This window comes from Microbacterium sp. 16-032, from assembly GCF_041079455.1.
GTDB classification, from domain to species: Bacteria; Actinomycetota; Actinomycetes; order Actinomycetales; family Microbacteriaceae; genus Microbacterium; species Microbacterium testaceum_A.
This window is the reverse complement of sequence record NZ_JBFYGQ010000003.1, coordinates 122,454-141,003: the sequence shown is the minus strand read 5'-3', so window position 1 is coordinate 141,003 and position 18,550 is coordinate 122,454. Positions and strand designations below refer to the sequence as shown.

17 protein-coding genes are annotated in these 18,550 nt (G+C 69.6%); 8 read left to right on the top strand and 9 right to left on the bottom strand.

Annotated features, from left to right (window positions below; all coding sequences use genetic code 11):
• Window positions 1-78: 78 nt before the first annotated feature.
• Together AB6V31_RS06880 and valS are read right to left on the bottom strand one after the other, a co-directional pair.
• Window positions 79-327, bottom strand: a complete 249-nt coding sequence (locus AB6V31_RS06880) for a hypothetical protein (protein ID WP_056231099.1) — start codon at window positions 325-327, stop codon at window positions 79-81.
• Entirely contained in the window at window positions 327-2,894 is a 2,568-nt protein-coding gene (gene valS / locus AB6V31_RS06875; protein WP_369364763.1) for a valine--tRNA ligase, read from the bottom strand. Before valS ends, AB6V31_RS06880 begins: the two co-directional genes overlap by 1 nt.
• A gap of 260 nt (window positions 2,895-3,154) precedes the next feature.
• Here valS and AB6V31_RS06870 point away from each other — a divergent pair, with 260 nt between their 5' ends.
• The 8 genes from AB6V31_RS06870 to ndk all read left to right on the top strand — a co-directional run bounded on the left by AB6V31_RS06870 (window position 3,155) and on the right by ndk (window position 14,042).
• Entirely contained in the window at window positions 3,155-4,768 is a 1,614-nt protein-coding gene (locus tag AB6V31_RS06870; protein ID WP_369364762.1) for an ABC transporter substrate-binding protein, read from the top strand.
• A gap of 28 nt (window positions 4,769-4,796) precedes the next feature.
• Window positions 4,797-5,774, top strand: coding sequence for an ABC transporter permease (locus AB6V31_RS06865; RefSeq protein ID WP_369364760.1), 978 nt, complete (start codon window positions 4,797-4,799; stop codon window positions 5,772-5,774).
• The gene (locus AB6V31_RS06860) at window positions 5,771-6,586 is read left to right on the top strand and encodes an ABC transporter permease (RefSeq protein ID WP_369364758.1); all 816 of its coding nucleotides are present in this window, start codon (window positions 5,771-5,773) and stop codon (window positions 6,584-6,586) included. Before AB6V31_RS06865 ends, AB6V31_RS06860 begins: the two co-directional genes overlap by 4 nt.
• The gene (locus AB6V31_RS06855; RefSeq protein ID WP_369364756.1) at window positions 6,583-8,130 is read left to right on the top strand and encodes a dipeptide ABC transporter ATP-binding protein; all 1,548 of its coding nucleotides are present in this window, start codon (window positions 6,583-6,585) and stop codon (window positions 8,128-8,130) included. The genes AB6V31_RS06860 and AB6V31_RS06855 overlap by 4 nt, the downstream gene beginning before the upstream one ends.
• 337 nt (window positions 8,131-8,467) lie before the next feature.
• Window positions 8,468-11,863, top strand: coding sequence for an isoleucine--tRNA ligase (gene ileS, locus AB6V31_RS06850; protein WP_369364754.1), 3,396 nt, complete (start codon window positions 8,468-8,470; stop codon window positions 11,861-11,863).
• Entirely contained in the window at window positions 11,860-13,212 is a 1,353-nt protein-coding gene (locus AB6V31_RS06845) for a folylpolyglutamate synthase/dihydrofolate synthase family protein (RefSeq protein ID WP_369364752.1), read from the top strand. The genes ileS and AB6V31_RS06845 overlap by 4 nt, the downstream gene beginning before the upstream one ends.
• Window positions 13,209-13,622 (top strand): DUF4233 domain-containing protein, encoded by a 414-nt coding sequence (locus tag AB6V31_RS06840; protein ID WP_235557008.1) that lies wholly within the window; start codon window positions 13,209-13,211, stop codon window positions 13,620-13,622. The genes AB6V31_RS06845 and AB6V31_RS06840 overlap by 4 nt, the downstream gene beginning before the upstream one ends.
• Window positions 13,623-13,625: 3 nt before the next feature.
• Window positions 13,626-14,042 (top strand): nucleoside-diphosphate kinase, encoded by a 417-nt coding sequence (gene ndk, locus AB6V31_RS06835; protein WP_013586434.1) that lies wholly within the window; start codon window positions 13,626-13,628, stop codon window positions 14,040-14,042.
• A 125-nt stretch (window positions 14,043-14,167) separates the two neighbouring features.
• Here the strand turns inward: ndk and AB6V31_RS06830 are convergent, their stop codons facing one another.
• From AB6V31_RS06830 to AB6V31_RS06800, 7 genes are all read right to left on the bottom strand, one after another.
• A complete protein-coding gene (locus AB6V31_RS06830) occupies window positions 14,168-14,398 on the bottom strand; it encodes a PLDc N-terminal domain-containing protein (RefSeq protein WP_268104067.1) in 231 nt (76 codons plus the stop codon).
• Window positions 14,399-14,436: 38 nt separating this feature from the next.
• Window positions 14,437-15,033: a vitamin K epoxide reductase family protein gene (locus AB6V31_RS06825; RefSeq protein WP_369364751.1), complete on the bottom strand. Its 597-nt coding sequence runs from the start codon at window positions 15,031-15,033 to the stop codon at window positions 14,437-14,439.
• 325 nt (window positions 15,034-15,358) lie between these two features.
• Window positions 15,359-16,777, bottom strand: a complete 1,419-nt coding sequence (locus tag AB6V31_RS06820; protein ID WP_156371748.1) for a hypothetical protein — start codon at window positions 16,775-16,777, stop codon at window positions 15,359-15,361.
• A 104-nt stretch (window positions 16,778-16,881) separates the two neighbouring features.
• The gene (locus tag AB6V31_RS06815) at window positions 16,882-17,199 is read right to left on the bottom strand and encodes a hypothetical protein (protein ID WP_056231133.1); all 318 of its coding nucleotides are present in this window, start codon (window positions 17,197-17,199) and stop codon (window positions 16,882-16,884) included.
• A complete protein-coding gene (locus tag AB6V31_RS06810; protein ID WP_156371749.1) occupies window positions 17,196-17,645 on the bottom strand; it encodes a hypothetical protein in 450 nt (149 codons plus the stop codon). The genes AB6V31_RS06815 and AB6V31_RS06810 overlap by 4 nt, the downstream gene beginning before the upstream one ends.
• Window positions 17,642-17,941 carry a WXG100 family type VII secretion target gene (locus AB6V31_RS06805; protein ID WP_369364748.1) on the bottom strand — a complete coding sequence of 100 codons (300 nt, stop codon included), beginning with the start codon at window positions 17,939-17,941 and terminating at the stop codon, window positions 17,642-17,644. Before AB6V31_RS06805 ends, AB6V31_RS06810 begins: the two co-directional genes overlap by 4 nt.
• Window positions 17,938-18,501, bottom strand: a complete 564-nt coding sequence (locus AB6V31_RS06800; RefSeq protein ID WP_369365075.1) for a YbaB/EbfC family nucleoid-associated protein — start codon at window positions 18,499-18,501, stop codon at window positions 17,938-17,940. Before AB6V31_RS06800 ends, AB6V31_RS06805 begins: the two co-directional genes overlap by 4 nt.
• Between the last annotated feature and the right edge of the window lie 49 nt (window positions 18,502-18,550).

Here is an 18,550-nt window from a genome sequence, read left to right as displayed (position 1 = left end):
CCACCTGAGAACCGCAACGCACAGAGCCCGCCGACGCGCGAAGGCGTCGACGGGCTCTGCGATCCCGAGCGGTGAGGCTCAGGCGAACTCGGCGTCGTCGTCGTAACGCACGACGACCTCGCCCGCGGCATCCTGGCTCACGATGACCCCGGTGTCGAGCTCGGCGACGGGGCGTCCCTCGAGGAAGGTCAGCGTCCACTTCGGAGCCGGAGCGCTGAGCCCATCGGGGTTCAGCGCGGCTTCGACGGCGGCGATCTGGGCGTGGAGCACCTCGGGAACAGCCTTCGGCGGCTGTTCGCGGGCGGTCCAGCGGGTTCCGAGTTGCATCAGGCCTCCTGGGGTGCGAACACGATGTCGGTCACGGTGGTGAAGTCGGCCTCGGCGAACGAGATCGTCTCGATGCGGCCCACGGCGCGCAGGTCGCCCTCGGCGAGGCGCAGGGCCTCGACGTGCGGCCCCGACACGGTGAGCGAGGTCACCGGCGTCTTCTGCGAGGCCTTCGCCTCGGTCTTGGCGCGACGGATGCCGATGAGTGCGGCGCTCACAGCGGTGAGCACGGCCGGGTCGCCCTCGATGCCGAGCGGCGCGGGCCAGGCCGCGGTGTGCACCGAACCCTCTTCGAACCACGACCACACCTCTTCGGACGCGAACGACAGCACGGGCGCGAACAGACGGACGAGCGTCGACAGAGCCGTGCGCAGGGCAAGGGCGGCCGAGGCCTGGCCCACGTCGGACTGGTCGTACGCGCGCTCCTTGACGAGCTCGAGGTAGTCGTCGCAGAACGTCCAGAAGAACGACTCCGTGATCTCGAGCGCCCGCGCGTGGTCGTAGGCCTCGAACGCGGCAGTCGCGTCGCGCACCACGGCATCCAGCGTCGCGAGCATCGACGCGTCGAGCGCGTGCGTGACCTCGGCGCCCTCGGGCACGGGGAACGACAGCACGAACTTCGCGGCGTTCAGGAGCTTGATCGCGAGACGGCGACCGATCTTCACCTGCGTCGGGTTCTGCGGGTCGAACGCCGCGTCGGTGCCGAGACGGCTCGACGCCGACCAGTAGCGCACCGCGTCGGAACCGTGCTGCTGGAGGATGTCGGCGGGCGTGACGACGTTGCCCTTCGACTTCGACATCTTCTTGCGGTCGGGGTCGACGATGAAGCCCGAGATCGCGGCATCCGTCCAGGGGCTGCGGTCGTCTTCGAGCGCACTGCGCAGCATGGTCGAGAAGAGCCACGTGCGGATGATGTCCTGACCCTGCGGGCGCAGGTCGAACGGGGCCACGAGGTTCCACAGCTCCTCGTCGCGCTGCCAGCCACCGGCCAGCTGCGGGGTGAGCGACGAGGTCGCCCACGTGTCGAGGATGTCGCGCTCGGCGTCGAAGCCGCCCGCCACGCCCCGCTGATCTTCGGTGTAGCCCGGGGGCACGTCCACCGTCGGGTCGACCGGCAGCGACGCGACGTCGGGCGTCAACACGCGCGAGTAGTCGCGCTCTCCGCTGTCGTCGAGGCCGTACCAGACCGGGATCGGCACGCCGAAGAAGCGCTGCCGCGACACGAGCCAGTCGCCGGTGAGGCCGCTGGTCCAGTTCTCGAAGCGCACGCGCATGAAGTCGGGATGCCACGACATCTCGCGACCGAGCGAGATGAGGCGCTCGCGCAGCTCGGCATCCCGAGCACCGTTCCGGATGTACCACTGGCGCGTCGACACGATCTCGAGCGGACGGTCTCCCTTCTCGAAGAACTTCACGGGGTGGGTGAAGGGCTTGGGGGCGCCCTCCATGGCGCCGGACTCCTGCAGGAGCTCGACGATGCGCTTCTTGGCGCTGAACACGGTCTTGCCCGCGAGCTCGTCGTAGGCCGCCTTCGCGGCATCCGTCACGAGCACATCGGGGGCCTCGGCCACGATGCGGCCGTCCTTGCCGATGATGGTGCGGTTGGGCAGGTCGAGCTCGCGCCACCAGATGATGTCGGTCACGTCGCCGAAGGTGCAGATCATGGCGATGCCCGATCCCTTGTCCTTCTGCGCGAGGGGGTGCGCGAGCACCGGCACCTCGACGTCGAACAGGGGGGTGCGCACGGTCGTTCCGAAGAGCGGCTGGTACCGCTCGTCGTCGGGATTGGCCACCAGCGCCACGCAGGCCGGCAGCAGCTCGGGGCGGGTGGTCTCAATGAACACGTCGCCCGAGCCGTCGGTCTTCGCGAAGCCGACGCGGTGGTAGGCGGCGGGCTGGTCGCGGTCTTCGAGCTCGGCCTGGGCGATCGCGGAGCGGAAGTCCACGTCCCACAGCGTCGGCGCCATCGACTGGTACGCCTCACCGCGCTCGACGTTGCGCAGGAACGCCAGCTGACTCGTGCGGATCGAGTCGTCGGAGATCGTGCGGTACGTCTGGGTCCAGTCGACGCTGAGGCCCAACTCGCGGAAGAGGTCTTCGAACTGCTTCTCGTCTTCGACGGTGAGTTGCTCGCACAGTTCGATGAAGTTGCGGCGGCTGATGGGCACCTGGTCGGCGGCCTTGCTGCTCTTGTTGTCACCGCCCGCGAACGGCGGGGTGAAATCGGCGTCGTAGGGGAGCGAGGGGTCGCAGCGCACGCCGTAGTAGTTCTGCACGCGGCGCTCGGTCGGCAGGCCGTTGTCGTCCCAGCCCATGGGGTAGAACACGGTCTTGCCGCGCATGCGCTCGAAGCGCACCTTCACGTCGGTGTGCGTGAACGAGAACACGTGGCCGATGTGGAGGCTTCCGGATGCCGTCGGCGGTGGGGTGTCGACGGAGTACACGCCCTGGCGGCCGAGCTCGGCTGCGCGCAGGCGGTCGAAGACGTACGTGCCGCGTTCACGCCACGCGGCGTCCCACTTCTGCTCGAGGCCTTCCAGGGCGGGCTTGTCGGGAATGGTGGCCATGGGGGTACTCCTCGAGCGATATGGGCGGCACTGTGTGAGCGTGCCTGATGGGTTCTGCGTCCACGATACCGGGGGTCTCGCGTGAGCGCGCGTCGTAGCGCGCTCTTCGAGGTCCATTGGGGGTGAGACGTCTCAACCGGCTTCGGCGTGGGCCTGCACCCGTTCGCTCTCAGCACGCGCCCGACCGCCGACTTTCCGCACCCGGTCCAGGAACCCCGGTAAGCTGAAAGCCTTCCCACCAGAGATTCCGAGGTTTCTCCATGCCTTCTTCGCTTTCGCGCCGCGTGCTGTCGGCTGTCGCCGTCGCGGCCGTCGCCGCCCTCTCGCTCTCCTCCTGCGCCGGGTCGGACCCTGCCGCGCAGGGCGACGGCGAGGTCGTCTGGGCGATCGAGGGAGCGAACCTCTCGGCCGGGCACATGGATCCGCAGACCAGCCAGCTCGACGTGTCGGCGATGGTGCAGCGCGCTGTGCTCGACTCGCTCGTGTTCCAGGAGGCCGACGGCACGTTCTCGCCGTGGCTCGCCGAGTCGTGGGACGTCGAGGACGGCGGCGCGAGCTACCTCTTCCGTCTGCGCACCGACGTGACCTTCCACGACGGCACGCCCTTCGACGCGGCCGCGGTCAAGGCGAACTTCGACCGCATCGTGAACCCCGACACCGCGTCGGCGCAGGCCGCCAGCATGCTCGGCGGCGAGCTGTACGCCGGCACCGACGTGGTCGACGAGCACACCGTGCGCGTGCGCTTCACGCAGCCCTACGCTCCGTTCCTGCAGGCCGCCAGCACCGCGCTTCTCGGCTTCTACTCGCCGAAGGTGCTCGAGACCAAGGCCGACCAGCTGAAGGCCGGCGGCCCCGACGTGACCGTCGGCACCGGCCCGTTCGAGCTGACCGAGTACACGCCCGACCAGGACATCGTGTACACCCGCAACGACGACTACACCTGGGGTCCCGACGGCGGCGGTAAGCCGAGCTTCAAGACGCTGCGCGTCGACATCCTGCCCGAGGTGTCGGTGCGCGTGGGCGCGCTGTCGAGCGGCCAGGCCGACGTGGTCACCAACCTGCCGCCGAACCTCGTCGAGCAGGTTCCCGCTGACGACACCGTGAAGTCGATCGCTTACCCGGGACTGCCGTACTCGCTGTTCCTCAACGAGAAGTACGGCGTGTTCGCCGACCAGAAGGTGCGTCAGGCCTTCACGCGCGCGATCGACGTCGACGCCGCGGTGAACGAGATCTTCTTCGGTCAGTACCCCCGCGCTTGGAGCGTCCTCGGCGCGACGACCCCCGGCTACGACGCGAGCCTCGAGAACTCGTGGCCCTTCGACCAGGCTCAGGCCAACGCCCTCCTCGACGAGGCCGGCTGGACGGGACGGGATGCCGACGGCATCCGGACCAAGAACGGTCAGCGTCTCACCGCGCGCTGGATCGCGTGGACTCCGGTTCCCGACGACCGCGCCGCGCTCGCCAACGCCGTGCAGAGCGACCTGAAGGCCGTGGGCTTCGACCTGCAGCGCGAGTTGCTCGAGCCGGGCGCCTACAACGAGCAGTACGGACCGAAGACCTACGACGTCACGGACTGGGGCTTCTCGGGCGTCGACGCCGATCTGCTGCGCAGCCACCTCGCCACCGACGGGTTCCAGAACGCCTCGCAGGTGAGCGACCCCGCGCTCGACGCGCTGCTCGAGCAGGGCGCCTCGACGACCGACCCCGCCGCGCGCAACGCGATCTACGCCCAGGTGCAGCAGTGGAACGCCCAGCAGGCGGCAATCGTGCCGCTCTACAGCCCGGCCCTCATCAGCGCCGTGACCCCGAAGGTCTCGGGCCTGACGTTCGACCTGTACGGCCGCCCGCTGTTCGCGACCGCCTCGGTCGGCTGAGCCGCCGGGTATCGGACAGACTGATCGGATGCCACGTTCTCGCTCGCGCGCCCTGCTGAGGCGCCTCGGCGGGATCGTGGCATCCGTCTTCCTGGTGCTGTGGGGAGCGGCGACGCTGGCGTTCGTGGCGTTCCGGATCATCCCGGGCGACCCGGTCGACGTGCTGCTCGGACCGCAGGCGCAGGTGAGCGAGGCGGTCAAGGCGGGCATCCGCAGCGACCTGGGGCTCGACCGGCCCGTGCTCGAGCAGTACGCGACGTTCCTCGGCCGACTCGTGCGCGGCGACCTCGGCGAGTCGTATCAGCTGCGTCAGCCGGTCGTCGAGGTCATCGGGCGCCAGCTCGCCCCGACCCTGCAGCTCTCGGCGCTCGCGCTGGTCATCGCCGTCGTGGTGGCCCTCGCCTCGTCGCTGCTCGTGCGCGGGCGGACCGGTCGGGCCGTGGCATCCGGAATCGAACTCGTCGTGCTCTCATCGCCGGTGTTCTGGACGGGGCTGCTGCTGTTGAGCGTGTTCTCGTTCCAGCTGGGGTGGTTCCCGGTATCGGGGGCGCGGGATGCCGCCGCCATTGTGCTGCCCGCGGTGACCCTCGCTCTGCCGGTCGCGGCGCTGCTGTCGCAGGTGCTGCGCGACGGGGTCGAGGCGGCCGAGCGCGAGCCGTTCCTCACCACCGTGCGCGCCCGCGGCGCGACGCCCCTTCGCGAGAGCGTGCACCACACGCTGCGCCACGCGGGCGTCGGGGGAGTGACGCTCGCCGCCTACCTCGTCGGGTCGTTGCTCGGCGGTGCCGTGCTTGTCGAAACCGTGTTCGCCCGCCCCGGCATCGGGCGCGTGACGCTGACCGCGATCACGGACCGCGACCTGCCGGTGATCACCGGCGTGATCCTGCTGAGCGCGCTCGTCTTCGTGGTGGTGAACACCGTGGTCGACCTCGTGGTGCCCCTGATCGACCCGCGGCTGCGGACCGCAGCCCCGGCGCTGGCCGCTCGAGCGGCGGTGCCCTCGTGAAGCGCCGCGGCCAGGCCGTGGCGCTCGGGATCGCCGGTGCCGTGCTCGCCGTCATCGCCGTGGGCGCGGTCGCCCCGGGGCTGCTCGCCACGCACGACCCGCTGCTGACCGACGTGCGCGCGACCCTGCAGCCGCCGAGCGCGGCGCACTGGTTCGGCACCGATCAGAGCGGCCGCGACGTGTACTCCCGCGTGGTCTACGGCGCCGGGCGGTCGGTCGGCATCGGCCTGCTCGCCACCGGACTCGCCCTGGTCGTCGGGGTGATCGCCGGTTCGCTGTCGGCCGTCGCGCCCAGATGGGCGGATGCCGCGGCCATGCGCATCGTCGACGTGCTGCTGGCGTTTCCCGAGTTCCTGGTCGCCCTACTGGTCGTCGCGGTACTCGGCCCCGGCCCGGTGAACGTCGCGGTCGCGGTGACCATCGCCGCGGTACCCGTGTACATCCGCCTCGCGCGGGCACAGACCCGAACCCTTGCCGCCGCCGAGCACGTGGAGGCAGCGCGAATCATCGGGGTGCCGACCGTGGTGGTGCACGTTCGGCACGTTCTCCCCGGCGTGCTGGGCGCGGTGAGCGTGCTGGCCACGATCGGCATCGGCACCTCGATCCTCGCGGCGGCCGGGCTCAGCTTCCTCGGCCTCGGCCCGACCGAGCCCACCGCCGAATGGGGCCTCATGCTCTCGGCCGGACGCAACCTGCTGCTGCAGGCGCCGTGGGTCGCCGTGTTCCCCGGGCTCGCGATCACCGCGACCGTCGTGAGCGTCAGTGTGATCGGCCGCATCCTGCGGGCTCGAGCCGAGGAGCGCGACGCATGAGCGGATTGCGGCTGCGCGGCCTGCGCATCGACGGCCCGACCGGTGCGATCGTGCGCGGACTCGACCTCGACGTCGCCCCGGGCGAATGCGTGGCGATCGTGGGGGAGTCGGGCACCGGCAAGTCGGTCAGCGCCCGTGCCCTGCTTGGGCTCGTGCCCGCGGGCCTCACGGCGCGCACCGACGAGCTCGAGATCGACGGCGTCGACGCTCGCTCGTTCGGTGAGCGGCAGTGGCGCGGGCTGCGCGGCGACCGGATCGCCCTGGTCTCCCAGGACGCCCTCGTCTCGCTCGACCCGCTGCGACGCATCGGCGCCGAAGTGGCCGAGCCCGTGCGCATCCACGAGCCCGAGGTGCGCGGAGCGGCGCTCGCCGCGCGCGTGCGCGACAGCCTCGAGCGCGTCTCGCTACCGGAGCCCGACGCGCGAGCGCGGCAGTACCCCCACGAGCTGTCCGGCGGTCTGCGGCAGCGCGCTCTGATCGCCTCGGCGCTGGCCGCGAACCCCGCCGTACTGGTCGCCGACGAGCCCACCACCGCGCTGGATGCCACCGTGCAGGCCCGCGTGCTCGATCTGCTGCGCCGCATCGCCGATGACGGTGTGGCCGTGGTCTTCATCAGCCACGACCTCGGGGCGGTCGCACGTGTGGCGGATCGCGTCGTCGTGATGCACGAGGGACGCGTCGTCGAGACCGGGCCGACCGCCGAGGTGCTGGCGTCGCCACGTGATCCCCACACGCGCGCGCTCGTCGAGGCGGTCTCGCACGAGCCGCTCCGCCGGGCACCGCGCACCGACGCCCCGATCTTCACCGCCGACGCGCTGATCAAACGTTTCGGCGACCGGGCCGCTGTCGACGACGTGTCGATCGAGGTGCGCCGCGGTCTGACCCTCGCGGTCGTGGGGGAGTCGGGGTCGGGCAAGACCACCCTCGCGCGCCTGATCGTCGGAGTGGCGGACCCCGATGCCGGGACCATGACGTTCGCGGGACGACCCTGGTCCTCCGGGGTCGCCCGCGGCGCCGCGCGCACCCGCGTGCAGCTCGTGCAGCAGAACCCGTGGGGCGCCCTCGACCCCCGCTGGACGGTGGGCCGCACGCTCACCGAGGCCGTAGCCGCCGGAGGAGTTCCGCGCTCCGAGCGTCGCACTGCCGTCGCCGCCCTGCTCGAAGAGGTGGGCCTCTCGCCCGCGTTCGTCCGGCGCCGACCCGCGCAGCTGTCGGGGGGACAGCGCCAGCGCGTCGCGATCGCCCGCGCCCTCGCCGTGACGCCGGAGCTTCTCGTGCTCGACGAGCCGGTGTCGGCGCTCGACGCGTCGGTGCGCGCGCGGATCCTCGACCGCCTGCGCGCCCTGCAGGCCGAACGCGACCTCGCGATGGTGTTCGTCACGCACGACCTCGACGTGGTCGCCGGTATCGCCGATGACGTGATCGTGATGAAGGACGGGCGCGTCGTCGACTCGGGCACCGTGTCGTGCGTGTTCGCCGCCCCGCGGCATCCGTTCACTCGGGAACTGCTGGCCGCGGCCGGTCTGGGCGCGCCCGGCGCGTGAGCCGGGGGTCGTGTCCGGCCTCTGCCTGCGCCGAGTGTCCACGACACCCGGACGAGTCCGCCCCTGCGTCCGTGTTTCTCGGACGCTCGACGGCCGCGCACACCCCGCTGCGCGCCGCGCGCGGCTCGCGTAGACTGGACGTACACGCACCGATCCGGCCATCACCGGGGAGCACGCGGAAGAAACGGGTCCAGGCCCGGAGTAGAACCGCGCGGGGCAGGCCCGTCACAGCCGCAGTGAGAGTGGCACCGGTCCCGAACGGGGGCGGCGCAAGGCGGGGTGGTACCGCGGTCCGCACGGATCGTCCCCGCAGGTGGATCCCAACCTGCGGAGAGACATGACCTACCCACGCCCCTCATCCTTCGGCCCGGCTGCCGACGCGGCATCCGTCGTTCCGAGCCCCCGCTTCCCGTCGATCGAGAACGACACGCTCGACTTCTGGGCGCACGACGACACCTTCCGCGCCTCGATCGCGAACCGCGAGGGCGCCGAGGAGTGGGTCTTCTACGACGGCCCGCCCTTCGCCAACGGCCTTCCGCACTATGGGCACCTTCTCACCGGGTACGCGAAGGACGTCTTCCCGCGCTTCCAGACGATGCGCGGCAAGAAGGTCGACCGCGTCTTCGGGTGGGACACGCACGGCCTGCCCGCCGAGCTCGAGGCGATGAAGCAGCTCGGCATCACCGAGAAGGACGAGATCGAGGCGATGGGCGTGGCGACCTTCAACGCCAAGGCCCGCGAGTCGGTGCTCGAGTACACGCGCGACTGGCAGGACTACGTCACGCGTCAGGCCCGCTGGGTCGACTTCGAGCGCGGCTACAAGACGCTGGACACGACCTACATGGAGAGCGTGCTGTGGGCGTTCAAGACGCTCCACGACAAGGGCCTCGCCTACGAGGGCTACCGCGTGCTGCCGTACTGCTGGCGCGACGAGACGCCCCTGTCCACGCACGAACTGCGCATGGACGACGACGTCTACAAGATGCGTCAGGACCCCTCGGTCACCGTGACCTTCCCGCTGGTCGGGGCCAAGGCCGAGGCGCTGGGTCTCACCGGCGTCCGCGCGCTCGCGTGGACGACGACGCCGTGGACGCTCCCGACGAACCTCGCGCTGGCCGTGGGTCCCGGCATCCGCTATGCCGTGATCGAGGGCGGACCGAACGGCGCCGCCGACGTGCACCGCGCTCCCGACGGCACGCCCGACGAGGCCTTCGAGGCCGTCGCCCACCGCTACCTACTGGCGGAGGACCTGCTGCCCGGATACGCCAGAGACCTCGGGTACGAGAGCGCGGATGCCGCCCGCGAGGCCGTCCAGTCCACGATCCTGGGCTCCGAGCTTGAGGGCGTGTCGTACGACCGCCTCTTCGACTACTACGCCGACGCCTCCGTCTGGGGCACGCAGGACGCCTGGAAGATCCTCGTCGACGACTACGTCACCGTCAGCGACGGCACGGGCATCGTGCACCAGGCTCCCGCCTACGGTGAGGACGACAAGCGCCTGGCGGATGCCGCGGGCCTGCCGACGATCATCTCGCTCGACGACAGCGGCCGCTTCCTCTCCGCGGTCACCGACGTCGCCGGCGAGCTGTGGATGGAGGCCAACCGCCCCCTCATCCGCCTGCTCAAGCAGGACGGCCGACTGCTGCGCGAAGCCTCGTACGAGCACTCGTACCCGCACTGCTGGCGCTGCCGGAACCCCCTCATCTACAAGGCCGTGTCGAGCTGGTTCGTGCGCGTGACCGATATCAAGGACGACCTGCTGGCGAACAACCAGCAGATCACCTGGGTGCCTGAGAACGTCAAGGAGGGCCAGTTCGGCAAGTGGCTCGAGGGCGCGCGCGACTGGTCGATCAGCCGCAACCGCTACTGGGGTTCGCCGATCCCGGTGTGGAAGAGCGACAACCCCGACTACCCGCGCGTCGACGTGTACGGCTCGCTCGCCGACATGGAGGCCGACTTCGGCCGCCTGCCGGTGAACGCCGACGGCGAGGTCGACCTGCACCGTCCCTACATCGACGACCTCACGCGTCCGAACCCCGACGACCCGACCGGCGCGTCGACGATGCGTCGCATCGAAGACGTGCTCGACGTGTGGTTCGACTCCGGATCGATGCCGTTCGCGCAGGTGCACTACCCGTTCGAGAACCACGAGTGGTTCGACGAGCACGCCCCCGCCGACTTCATCGTCGAGTACATCGGGCAGACCCGCGGCTGGTTCTATGTGATGCACGTGCTCTCGACCGCGCTGTTCGACCGCCCGGCCTTCACCGGGGTCTCGTGCCACGGCATCGTCCTCGGCAACGACGGACAGAAGATGTCAAAGTCGCTGCGCAACTACCCCGACGTGCGTGAGGTGTTCGATCGCGACGGCTCGGATGCCATGCGCTGGTTCCTCATGTCGAGTTCGGTGCTGCGCGGGGGCAACCTCGTCGTGACCGAGGAGGGCATCCGTTCGGGCGTGCGCGAGTTCCTGCTGCCGCTGTGGAACGCGTGGTACTTCTTCGCGACCTACGCGAATGCCTCGGGCGCAGGCGGGTACGAAGCCGAGTGGCGCACCGACTCCACCGACGTGCTCGACCGCTACATCCTGGCGCTCACCGGCGACCTCGTGACGAACGTCGCGGCCGACCTCGAGGGGCTTGACTCCACAACGGCGGCCGAGCGTCTGCGCGACTTCGCCGAGGTGCTGACCAACTGGTACATCCGCCGCTCCCGCGACCGCTTCTGGGTGGGCGTCACCGACGACCCGCGCAGCCGCGAGGCCTTCGACACGCTCTACACCGTGCTCGAGACGCTGACCCGCGTCGCGGCCCCCCTGCTGCCGCTGGTCACCGAGCGCGTGTGGCAGGGCCTGACAGGCGGGCGCAGCGTCCACCTGACCGACTGGCCCGACGCCGCGGCGTTTCCCGCCGCCGAAGACATCCGCACCGCGATGGACACCGTGCGCGAGGTCTCGAGCGTTGCCAACGCGCTGCGCAAGCGCGAGGGCAAGCGCGTGCGCCTGCCGCTGCCGCGTCTGACGGTGGTGACTCCGGATGCCGCGGGCCTGGCCCAGTTCGAGGACCTCGTGCGCGAGGAACTCAACGTCAAGGACGTGAAGCTCGTGGAGCTGAACCTGCAGTCGTTCGACGAGTTCGGTCTCGCGCAGCGCCTCGTGGTGAATGCTCGTGCCGCGGGACCGCGTTTGGGCAAGCGCGTGCAGCAGGTCATCCAGGCCGCGAAGGCCGGCAACTGGGCGGAGACCGACCGCGGCATCGTCGTCCAGACGCCGGACGGCGAAGTCGTCCTCGGCCCCACCGAGGGCGCCCTCGAGACCGATGCCTCGCGCCTCGCGGAGGGAGAAGCGGTGGCCCTCCTGAACGCCGCCGACGGCTTCCTCCTCCTCGACACCGTCACCACCCCCGAGCTCGAGGCCGAGGGCCTGGCGCGCGACATGATCCGCGGCATCCAGGACACCCGCAAGGCCGCCGGCTTCGACGTGAGCGACCGGATCGCCCTCACCCTCACGTTCGACGACGCCGGGGACGCGGCCGCCGTGGCCCAGGCGTTCGATGTCGCGGGAGTGGCATCCGAAACCCTCGCCGAAGGCGTCGTGCTGGCCAGCCGTACCGAACGGCTCATCGAGCGCGGGGACGTGGGCGAGCCCGAGTTCGAGAACGTCCTCACCGCCAAGACCTACGCGAACGTCGGCGCCGTCACGGTGGCCGTCGCCCGGATCGGAGCCCCCGCATGAGCGATCGCACCAGGGCGGATGCCGTCTACGCGGCGCTGCTCGAACGACAGGGCGAGCAGTGGGTGCAGCCGCGCGTCGAGCGCACGCGCCGCGTGCTCGAGCTGCTCGCCGACCCGCAGCGCATGTACCGCGTCATCCACGTGACCGGCACGAACGGCAAGACGTCGACCAGCCGCATGATCGAGAGTCTGCTGCGCGCGATGGGCCTTCGCACGGGCCTGTTCACCAGCCCCCACCTCGAGCGCTTCACCGAGCGGATCCTCATCGACGGAGAGCCCGTGGCCGACGCCGCGATCGCCGACGCGTGGGACGAGATCCAGCCGTTCGTCGGCATGGTCGACGGCGAGCTCGAGGCCGCCGGAGACGCCCCGCTGACGTTCTTCGAGCTGCTCACGGTGCTCGCGTTCGTCGTCGCGGCCGACGCGCCGATCGACGTGCTCGTGCTCGAGGTCGGCATGGGCGGGGAGTGGGACTCCACCAACACCGCCGACGGAGACGTCGCGGTCTTCGCGCCGATCGACATCGATCACACCGACCGCCTGGGGTCGACGATCGCCGAGATCGCGACGGTGAAGTCAGGCATCATCAAGCCGGGCGCCGCCGTCGTCTCGGCCGCCCAGCCCGACGAGGCCCTGCGCGCGATCCGCGCTCGCGCCGAGAAAGAGGGAGCGACGGTCGCGGTGGCCCCGGACGGCTTCGCCCTCGAGGGCCAGACCCTCGCCGTCGGCGGGCAGCAGCTCGACATCCGCGGAGTCGCGGGCACGTACCGCGAGGTCTACCTGCCGATGTACGGCGCGCACCAGGGTTCCAACGCGGCCCTGGCCGTCGCGGCGGTCGAGTCGCTCATCGGCGGCGGCACGCAGCCCCTCGCCGCCGACGTCGTGGCCGACGGCCTCGGCAACGCGACTTCTCCCGGCCGCCTGCAGCTCGTCGGCACCGCGCCGACGGTGTTCGTCGATGCGGCGCACAACCCGCACGGCGCGCGGGCCCTGGTCGCCGCCCTCGACGAGTCGTTCGACATCGACGAGTGGGGCGCGGTGGTCGGCATCCTCGACGGGAAAGACGCCGTCGGCATCATGTCGGCGCTCGTGCCCGCCGTGGCCCGGGTGTTCGCGACGGCGCCCGACAGCGACCGCGCGACCGACCCCGACGTGATCGCCGACGTGGCCGAGGCCGCCGACCTTCCCGTGACGGTGCACCCGACCCTTGAAGACGCCGCCGACGCGGCGCGCGCGTGGGCCGCGGAGTCCGACCGCCGTGCGGTGGTCATCGCCGGATCCGTCGTCCTCGCCGGTGAGGCCCTGCGCTTGTCGGAGCTCGAGGACTGGAAGTCGGGGTGGCAGGCGTGAGCCCGCGCGAACCCCGTGCTCCCCGCGTTCGTCGTCAGCGCGGTGCGCAGGAGTCGCTCGGTGCCGTCGTCCTCGGCTTCGAGTCGATCATCGTGTTCCTCGGCGGTCTCGTCGTCTACGGCCTCAAGGTGCTCCCCGCGGGCATCGAGCCGTGGTGGGGGATCGTCGGCGGTGTCGTCATGGCGATCGCGATGGTGGCGGTGTCGGGATCGCTCCGGCACCGGTGGGCGTTGTTCGCCGGGTGGGCTCTGCAGGTGATCCTGCTGCTCGGCGGTCTGCTCGTTCCGGCCCTCGCCGTGGTCGCCGTCATTTTCGGTGGCATGTGGGCGTATGCGACGATCAAGGGAGCGGCGCTCGATCGGCAGAACGCACGACGCGCCGCTTCCCCCGACCTCTCGAACGGAGAATGACCCATGGCTACCGAAGAGACCCTCGTCCTGGTCAAGCCCGACGGCGTCGCCCGCGGCCTGACCGGCGCCATCCTGGCCCGTATCGAGGCGAAGGGCTACGCCCTCGTCGACATCCGCCTCGTCGAGCCCGACCGCGAGACCCTCGCCCAGCACTACGCCGAGCACGAGGGAAAGCCGTTCTACGAGCCGCTGCTCGAGTTCATGATGTCGGGCCCCTCCGTCGCGATCCGCCTCGCCGGCAACCGCGTCATCGAGGGCTTCCGCTCGCTCGCGGGCACGACCGATCCCACCACCGCCGCCCCCGGCACGATCCGCGGCGACTTCGGCCGCGACTGGGGCCTCAAGGTGCAGCAGAACCTCGTCCACGGATCCGACAGCGTCGAGTCCGCTGAGCGCGAGCTCGCGATCTGGTTCGCCTGATCCCGGATGCCATGAAGGCCGCCGCCCCGTGAGGGTGGCGGCCTTCGTCGTTCGAGGGCGAGGTGGCTGAGCACCGCGAGGTCGCCGAGCCGGTCAGAGCAACGGGCCCCCGCGGGGCAGGTCCGTCAGGAGCGCGAGACGCGTGCCCGGCGTCCCGCCGCCAACCATGACACCGGTCCGAGTACGGGGACCACCGAGATCACGAGCGCCCACATGAGCACGACCGTCGACGGGAGGTGTCTCGCGCGCCGGGAGAGGCTCCCGATGGCCGACACGGCAAAACCGAATGCCACGAGCGCGACCGCCGACCAGACGAGGTCGTACGGGGCGGGCATCAGTGGGTTCACGGCATCCATCCCTCGACGCGAGGACACGAGGGGCCGCGCCCACCAGGTCAGAGCTGGGCGAGAACGTTCAGCCGCACCTGCGCGATCACTGCGACCACTGCGAACGCCAGGATCGTCATGAGGGGCACCCATGCCATGAGCCGGTCGGCGATCTCGCGGACCCGCTCTCGAGGGATCACGCCCTCGCGCAGCACGTGCAGCGTCACGACGAAGAACGACGGGATCACGACAGACCACGTCACCATGCACCAGGGGCACAGCGTCGACAGGACGAAGAGGCTCTGCGAGATGAGCCAGATGACGAAGGTCAGCGCGAAGGCGAAACCGACCCAGAACAGCGCCCAGAACCACCGCGCGAACCGCGCGCCGGCCAGCAGCGCCATTCCGACGACGATCGGCGCGATCCACGCGGCGAGCCCGATGATCGGGTTGGGGAAGCCGAACACGCTGCCCTGCGACGATTGCAGATTCGTCGAGCACTGGACCAGCACGCTGAAGTCACAGGATGCCGCGCTGCCCGGGTTCTCGAGCTGGTGGAAGCGCTCCATGGTGAGGGAGAACGCCGCCCACCAGCCCACGACCCCCGCGAAGATCAGCCAGATCGCGACCACGACCGGACGGCGGGGGGTGACGGTTTCACTCATGCCGCGATTCTCTCACCGACGCCCTATGGGGTCGCTTTGAAGGCGGTCGCTCCACCTTGGTTCGTCTGACGATGGACTCGCGCCGTCGCGGGGCCGGCAGGCGATGTCGCGTCCGAGCGCAGCAACGGTCCAGGAGCGCTCGCTCGTGAGTGCGGTGAACGATGTGGTCTACGACCTGCGCCGAGAGGCCGGCTTACGTGGTCACCGTTGCGCCGACTCCGATCTCCTCACGCCTTCGTCTTCGGAGGGTGCACACGTGGGCGTGTCCGCTTCGCCCATGCCGCGACTCTCTCACCTGGCCGCCACAGGGGCACTTCGGGCAGGTTCACTCATGTGTCGTGAAGACACTGTGGTCGACGACCTCACCCGTGAACAGGTCGAGACTGGGAGGAGGCCCGCCGTGCTCCGCGGCATATTGGGCCTCCCACGCCGTCACGGAGTTCGTGTACGCCTTGTTGTTGTGGGCGTCGATCGGGTTCAAGGGCCCGGGCATGAGCACCCGGTTCACGTTGGGCGGCGTTTCGTCGAACGTGTTCCCGTCGAGGTTAGGCACAACGTCTGTGAGGTGCTGGAAGGCATAAACGGGAATGTGCTCGGGGATGTCGAAGGAGTCGATGGGCGACCCGTTCGTCACGACACCGACGGTGTTGTAGGGGAACGTGCGATCAGAAGCGAGGTTGGCGGCCATGATCCCTCCCTGGCTGAATCCCGTAAGGACCACGTCGCTTCCCGGAGGGATACCTGCGTCGCGCATCGCCTCGAGAACGGCCCGCTCGTAGGCCGTCCGCAATGCCGGGTTGTCCATCATCAACGCGACATTGGAGTCGCGATCGTTGAGTGCGCCCTCATCCGGACCAAGTTGCCAGTCCTGCGTGGAGGGCAGCGAGACGACCCAGCGTTCCACCCCGTCGGGCCCCACAACCTTCTTGATATCAACGACCGTCTGGTCGGCGCCACCCATCGTGTCCGTCGTACCGTTCACCGAAACCAGGTCGGCTAGAGAAGAGATTCGCGTGACTTCCTGCGACCTTTCCCATGCCTCGAGTCGGTCTCCGGTCAGTGTCGCGGGGTCGAGCTCTTCGACGTCCGTCGAGTTCTGCAGGAAGTTCTGGGCCGCCCCGCCGAGAACAAGACCGACAGCGCTGCCCAAGTAACCGAACGGTGCCCCGGAAAGAGACGCCATCGAGGGGAGCATCTGCGAAATGACCTGCCTGAGCGCGTCGAGTCCCTCGGCGATGATGGGCAAGAGCTTCTGAAGAAGTGACCCGAGGGCTGCGAGAGCCTCGAGAAGGTCGGTGACGAGACGGCCGGTCGCTTCGATGAGGTCGTACGCACTACGCGCGAAATCCTCGACGCGTTCGGCGACCTCGAACGGGTTCAGGGTGAACGAAAAGAGTTCGTCAGCGAAGCGCGCGAGTTGCACGAGAGCGTCGCAGACAAACGACCGAGTGGCCTCGACGATCCGAGACGCGAGGCGGAGCGCAGCTGCCGTCGCGGCCGTCCATTCGGCGGCGTCGAGGGCGACCTGGTGGAGGTCCTCGTGGCGCTCCCGCAGCGCCCTCACCGTCCGTCCATCAAGTTCACCGAGTGAAGATCGTGCGTGCTGGACAGTTTCGGGAATGCTCACCAGCGATCGCGAGGCGTCTTCCCATGCCGCGGCTACAGCAGCCGTCGCAGAGGGGTTCCCCACCAACTCGTCGAACCATTCGCGCAGAGGTTGCACGTACTGGAGGACGACGCCCACGACTCCTGGAATCTGAGCGCAGGCATCTCCGCCCGGGCCGCTGGTCGGGAGGCCTCTCGTCCAATTGCCACTGGCGAGTTCCGAACTGACAGCGGATGCCGCGGTCATCCGTCGCTCCGGGCGAAAGCGTCCACCGCGTCCTGCTCCACTGTGGAGAAGACCATCGAGGCGTTGTCCACCCCGTCGGCAACTCGATCTGCCAGATCCTGCGCCGACGTCAGCAGTTCCCGCGCTCGAGCGGCGACCATGTTCGCAAGGGGCACGACGAAGCCTCTGTTCAGAAGACCGAAAGCGTCCTCGGGTAGATCCGCTCGCACGTCGTGCCCCGCCGAGTTGAAGGCACGGGATGCATCACGAGCCAGCGCGGCCTGCTTCTTCAGGACGCCACCGTCGACCTCGATGTGTTGATTCGCTGCGGTCATCGTCCCGCCTCCTCGGAAATCGTCCTGGCCTCGTCCATGGTGATGCTGCTGCCGTCGTAATTGGGCGCTGCGCCCAGACTGGTCAGGGCCGACTTCACGTCGATCCTCTTTTTGTCGCTGTCTCGGAAGGCCAGATCGACATACTTCATGTTCAGAACGCGCCCGTCGAGTGCAACACTGATCACGTCGCGCACGAACTCCGGTGATGCCTTCGTCTCCTCGGCGGCCGGGAGGTCGACGGTTCCGCCGATCGTCAGCGTCTCGGTGAACCCGTCCAGGCTGACGTCGGCGTAGGCATTGGAGATCCCGAGATTGGCCGCTTCCAGTGCGGCGGGGATGTCGGTCTTGTACGAATCGTCGTGAGACGGCAGTTGGCTGCACCCGGCCGCAACGCTTGCGACCAATGCCAGGCCGACGATCGCAGCGATCCGCCCCCGACGTATCACGCTGTCAGCCCCAACCCGCGTGCCCCGTCGAGGTCGGCATCGCTGTATGCGGTCGCGAGGTCGTCCAATGCGCCGCACATTTTCGTCAGCAATGCGGTGCGGCTGGCCAGGCTCACCCCGAACCGCCCCTGGGCCAACGCGTAGGCCTGTTGGGCATCCCCGCTCCACTGCGTGCTGAGCATCGCCGCTTCGCGCGTCAACGCCTCGATGAGCGCATCGATCTGGGCACCAGCGGCCTTGACGTTCTGTGCGGTGCTTGCGAGTCGAGCTGGCGTCACCTCCAGGTGATCGATCATGCGTTGCCCCTCCCGTTCGTCGGCCCGGCGTACTCCTCGTCGACACGTCGCCGCGTTGACTCGACGAGCGGGGAATCGGCGCCGAGGCTCTCCGACATCCGTCGGACGGCGGCGTCCGCCGCATCCCGCTGCGCCTCGCGAACCGTCTCCGTGATGATGCGCGAGAGCGTCGCCGCATCGAGGTCCATCGCGCTCGACGAGACATCGATGCGATCGACCCGTCCGCCCGCAGCAGCCGATACACGCACTTCGCGCCCTAGGGAGCTACGCGTTGCGGTCACCGTCCGCACGTCATCGCCCATCCGAGCAGCATCGTGCGACAGTGCTCTCGCTTTCGCCGTCTGGGCTTGCACACGTGCGCGTGCCTGCTCCAAGGCGGTGAGTGAGTCGTCGGACAAGGTCATGGTGGCCCCCTTCGCCAGAGCTTCGACCGTATCGAGCCCCCGCTTGGTGCGGGAAGTCTCTGTGGATAAGTGCAGGTGACCGCGCCGTCGTGGGCGTTCTCGGCGGTTCGTGCGATAATGAAGGCTGATGTGACCGCGGCCGCGCCGCAGGAACATCACCCAGAAGACTTCGGGCGATGACCGCCCTTCGCAGCACGAGCCGCAG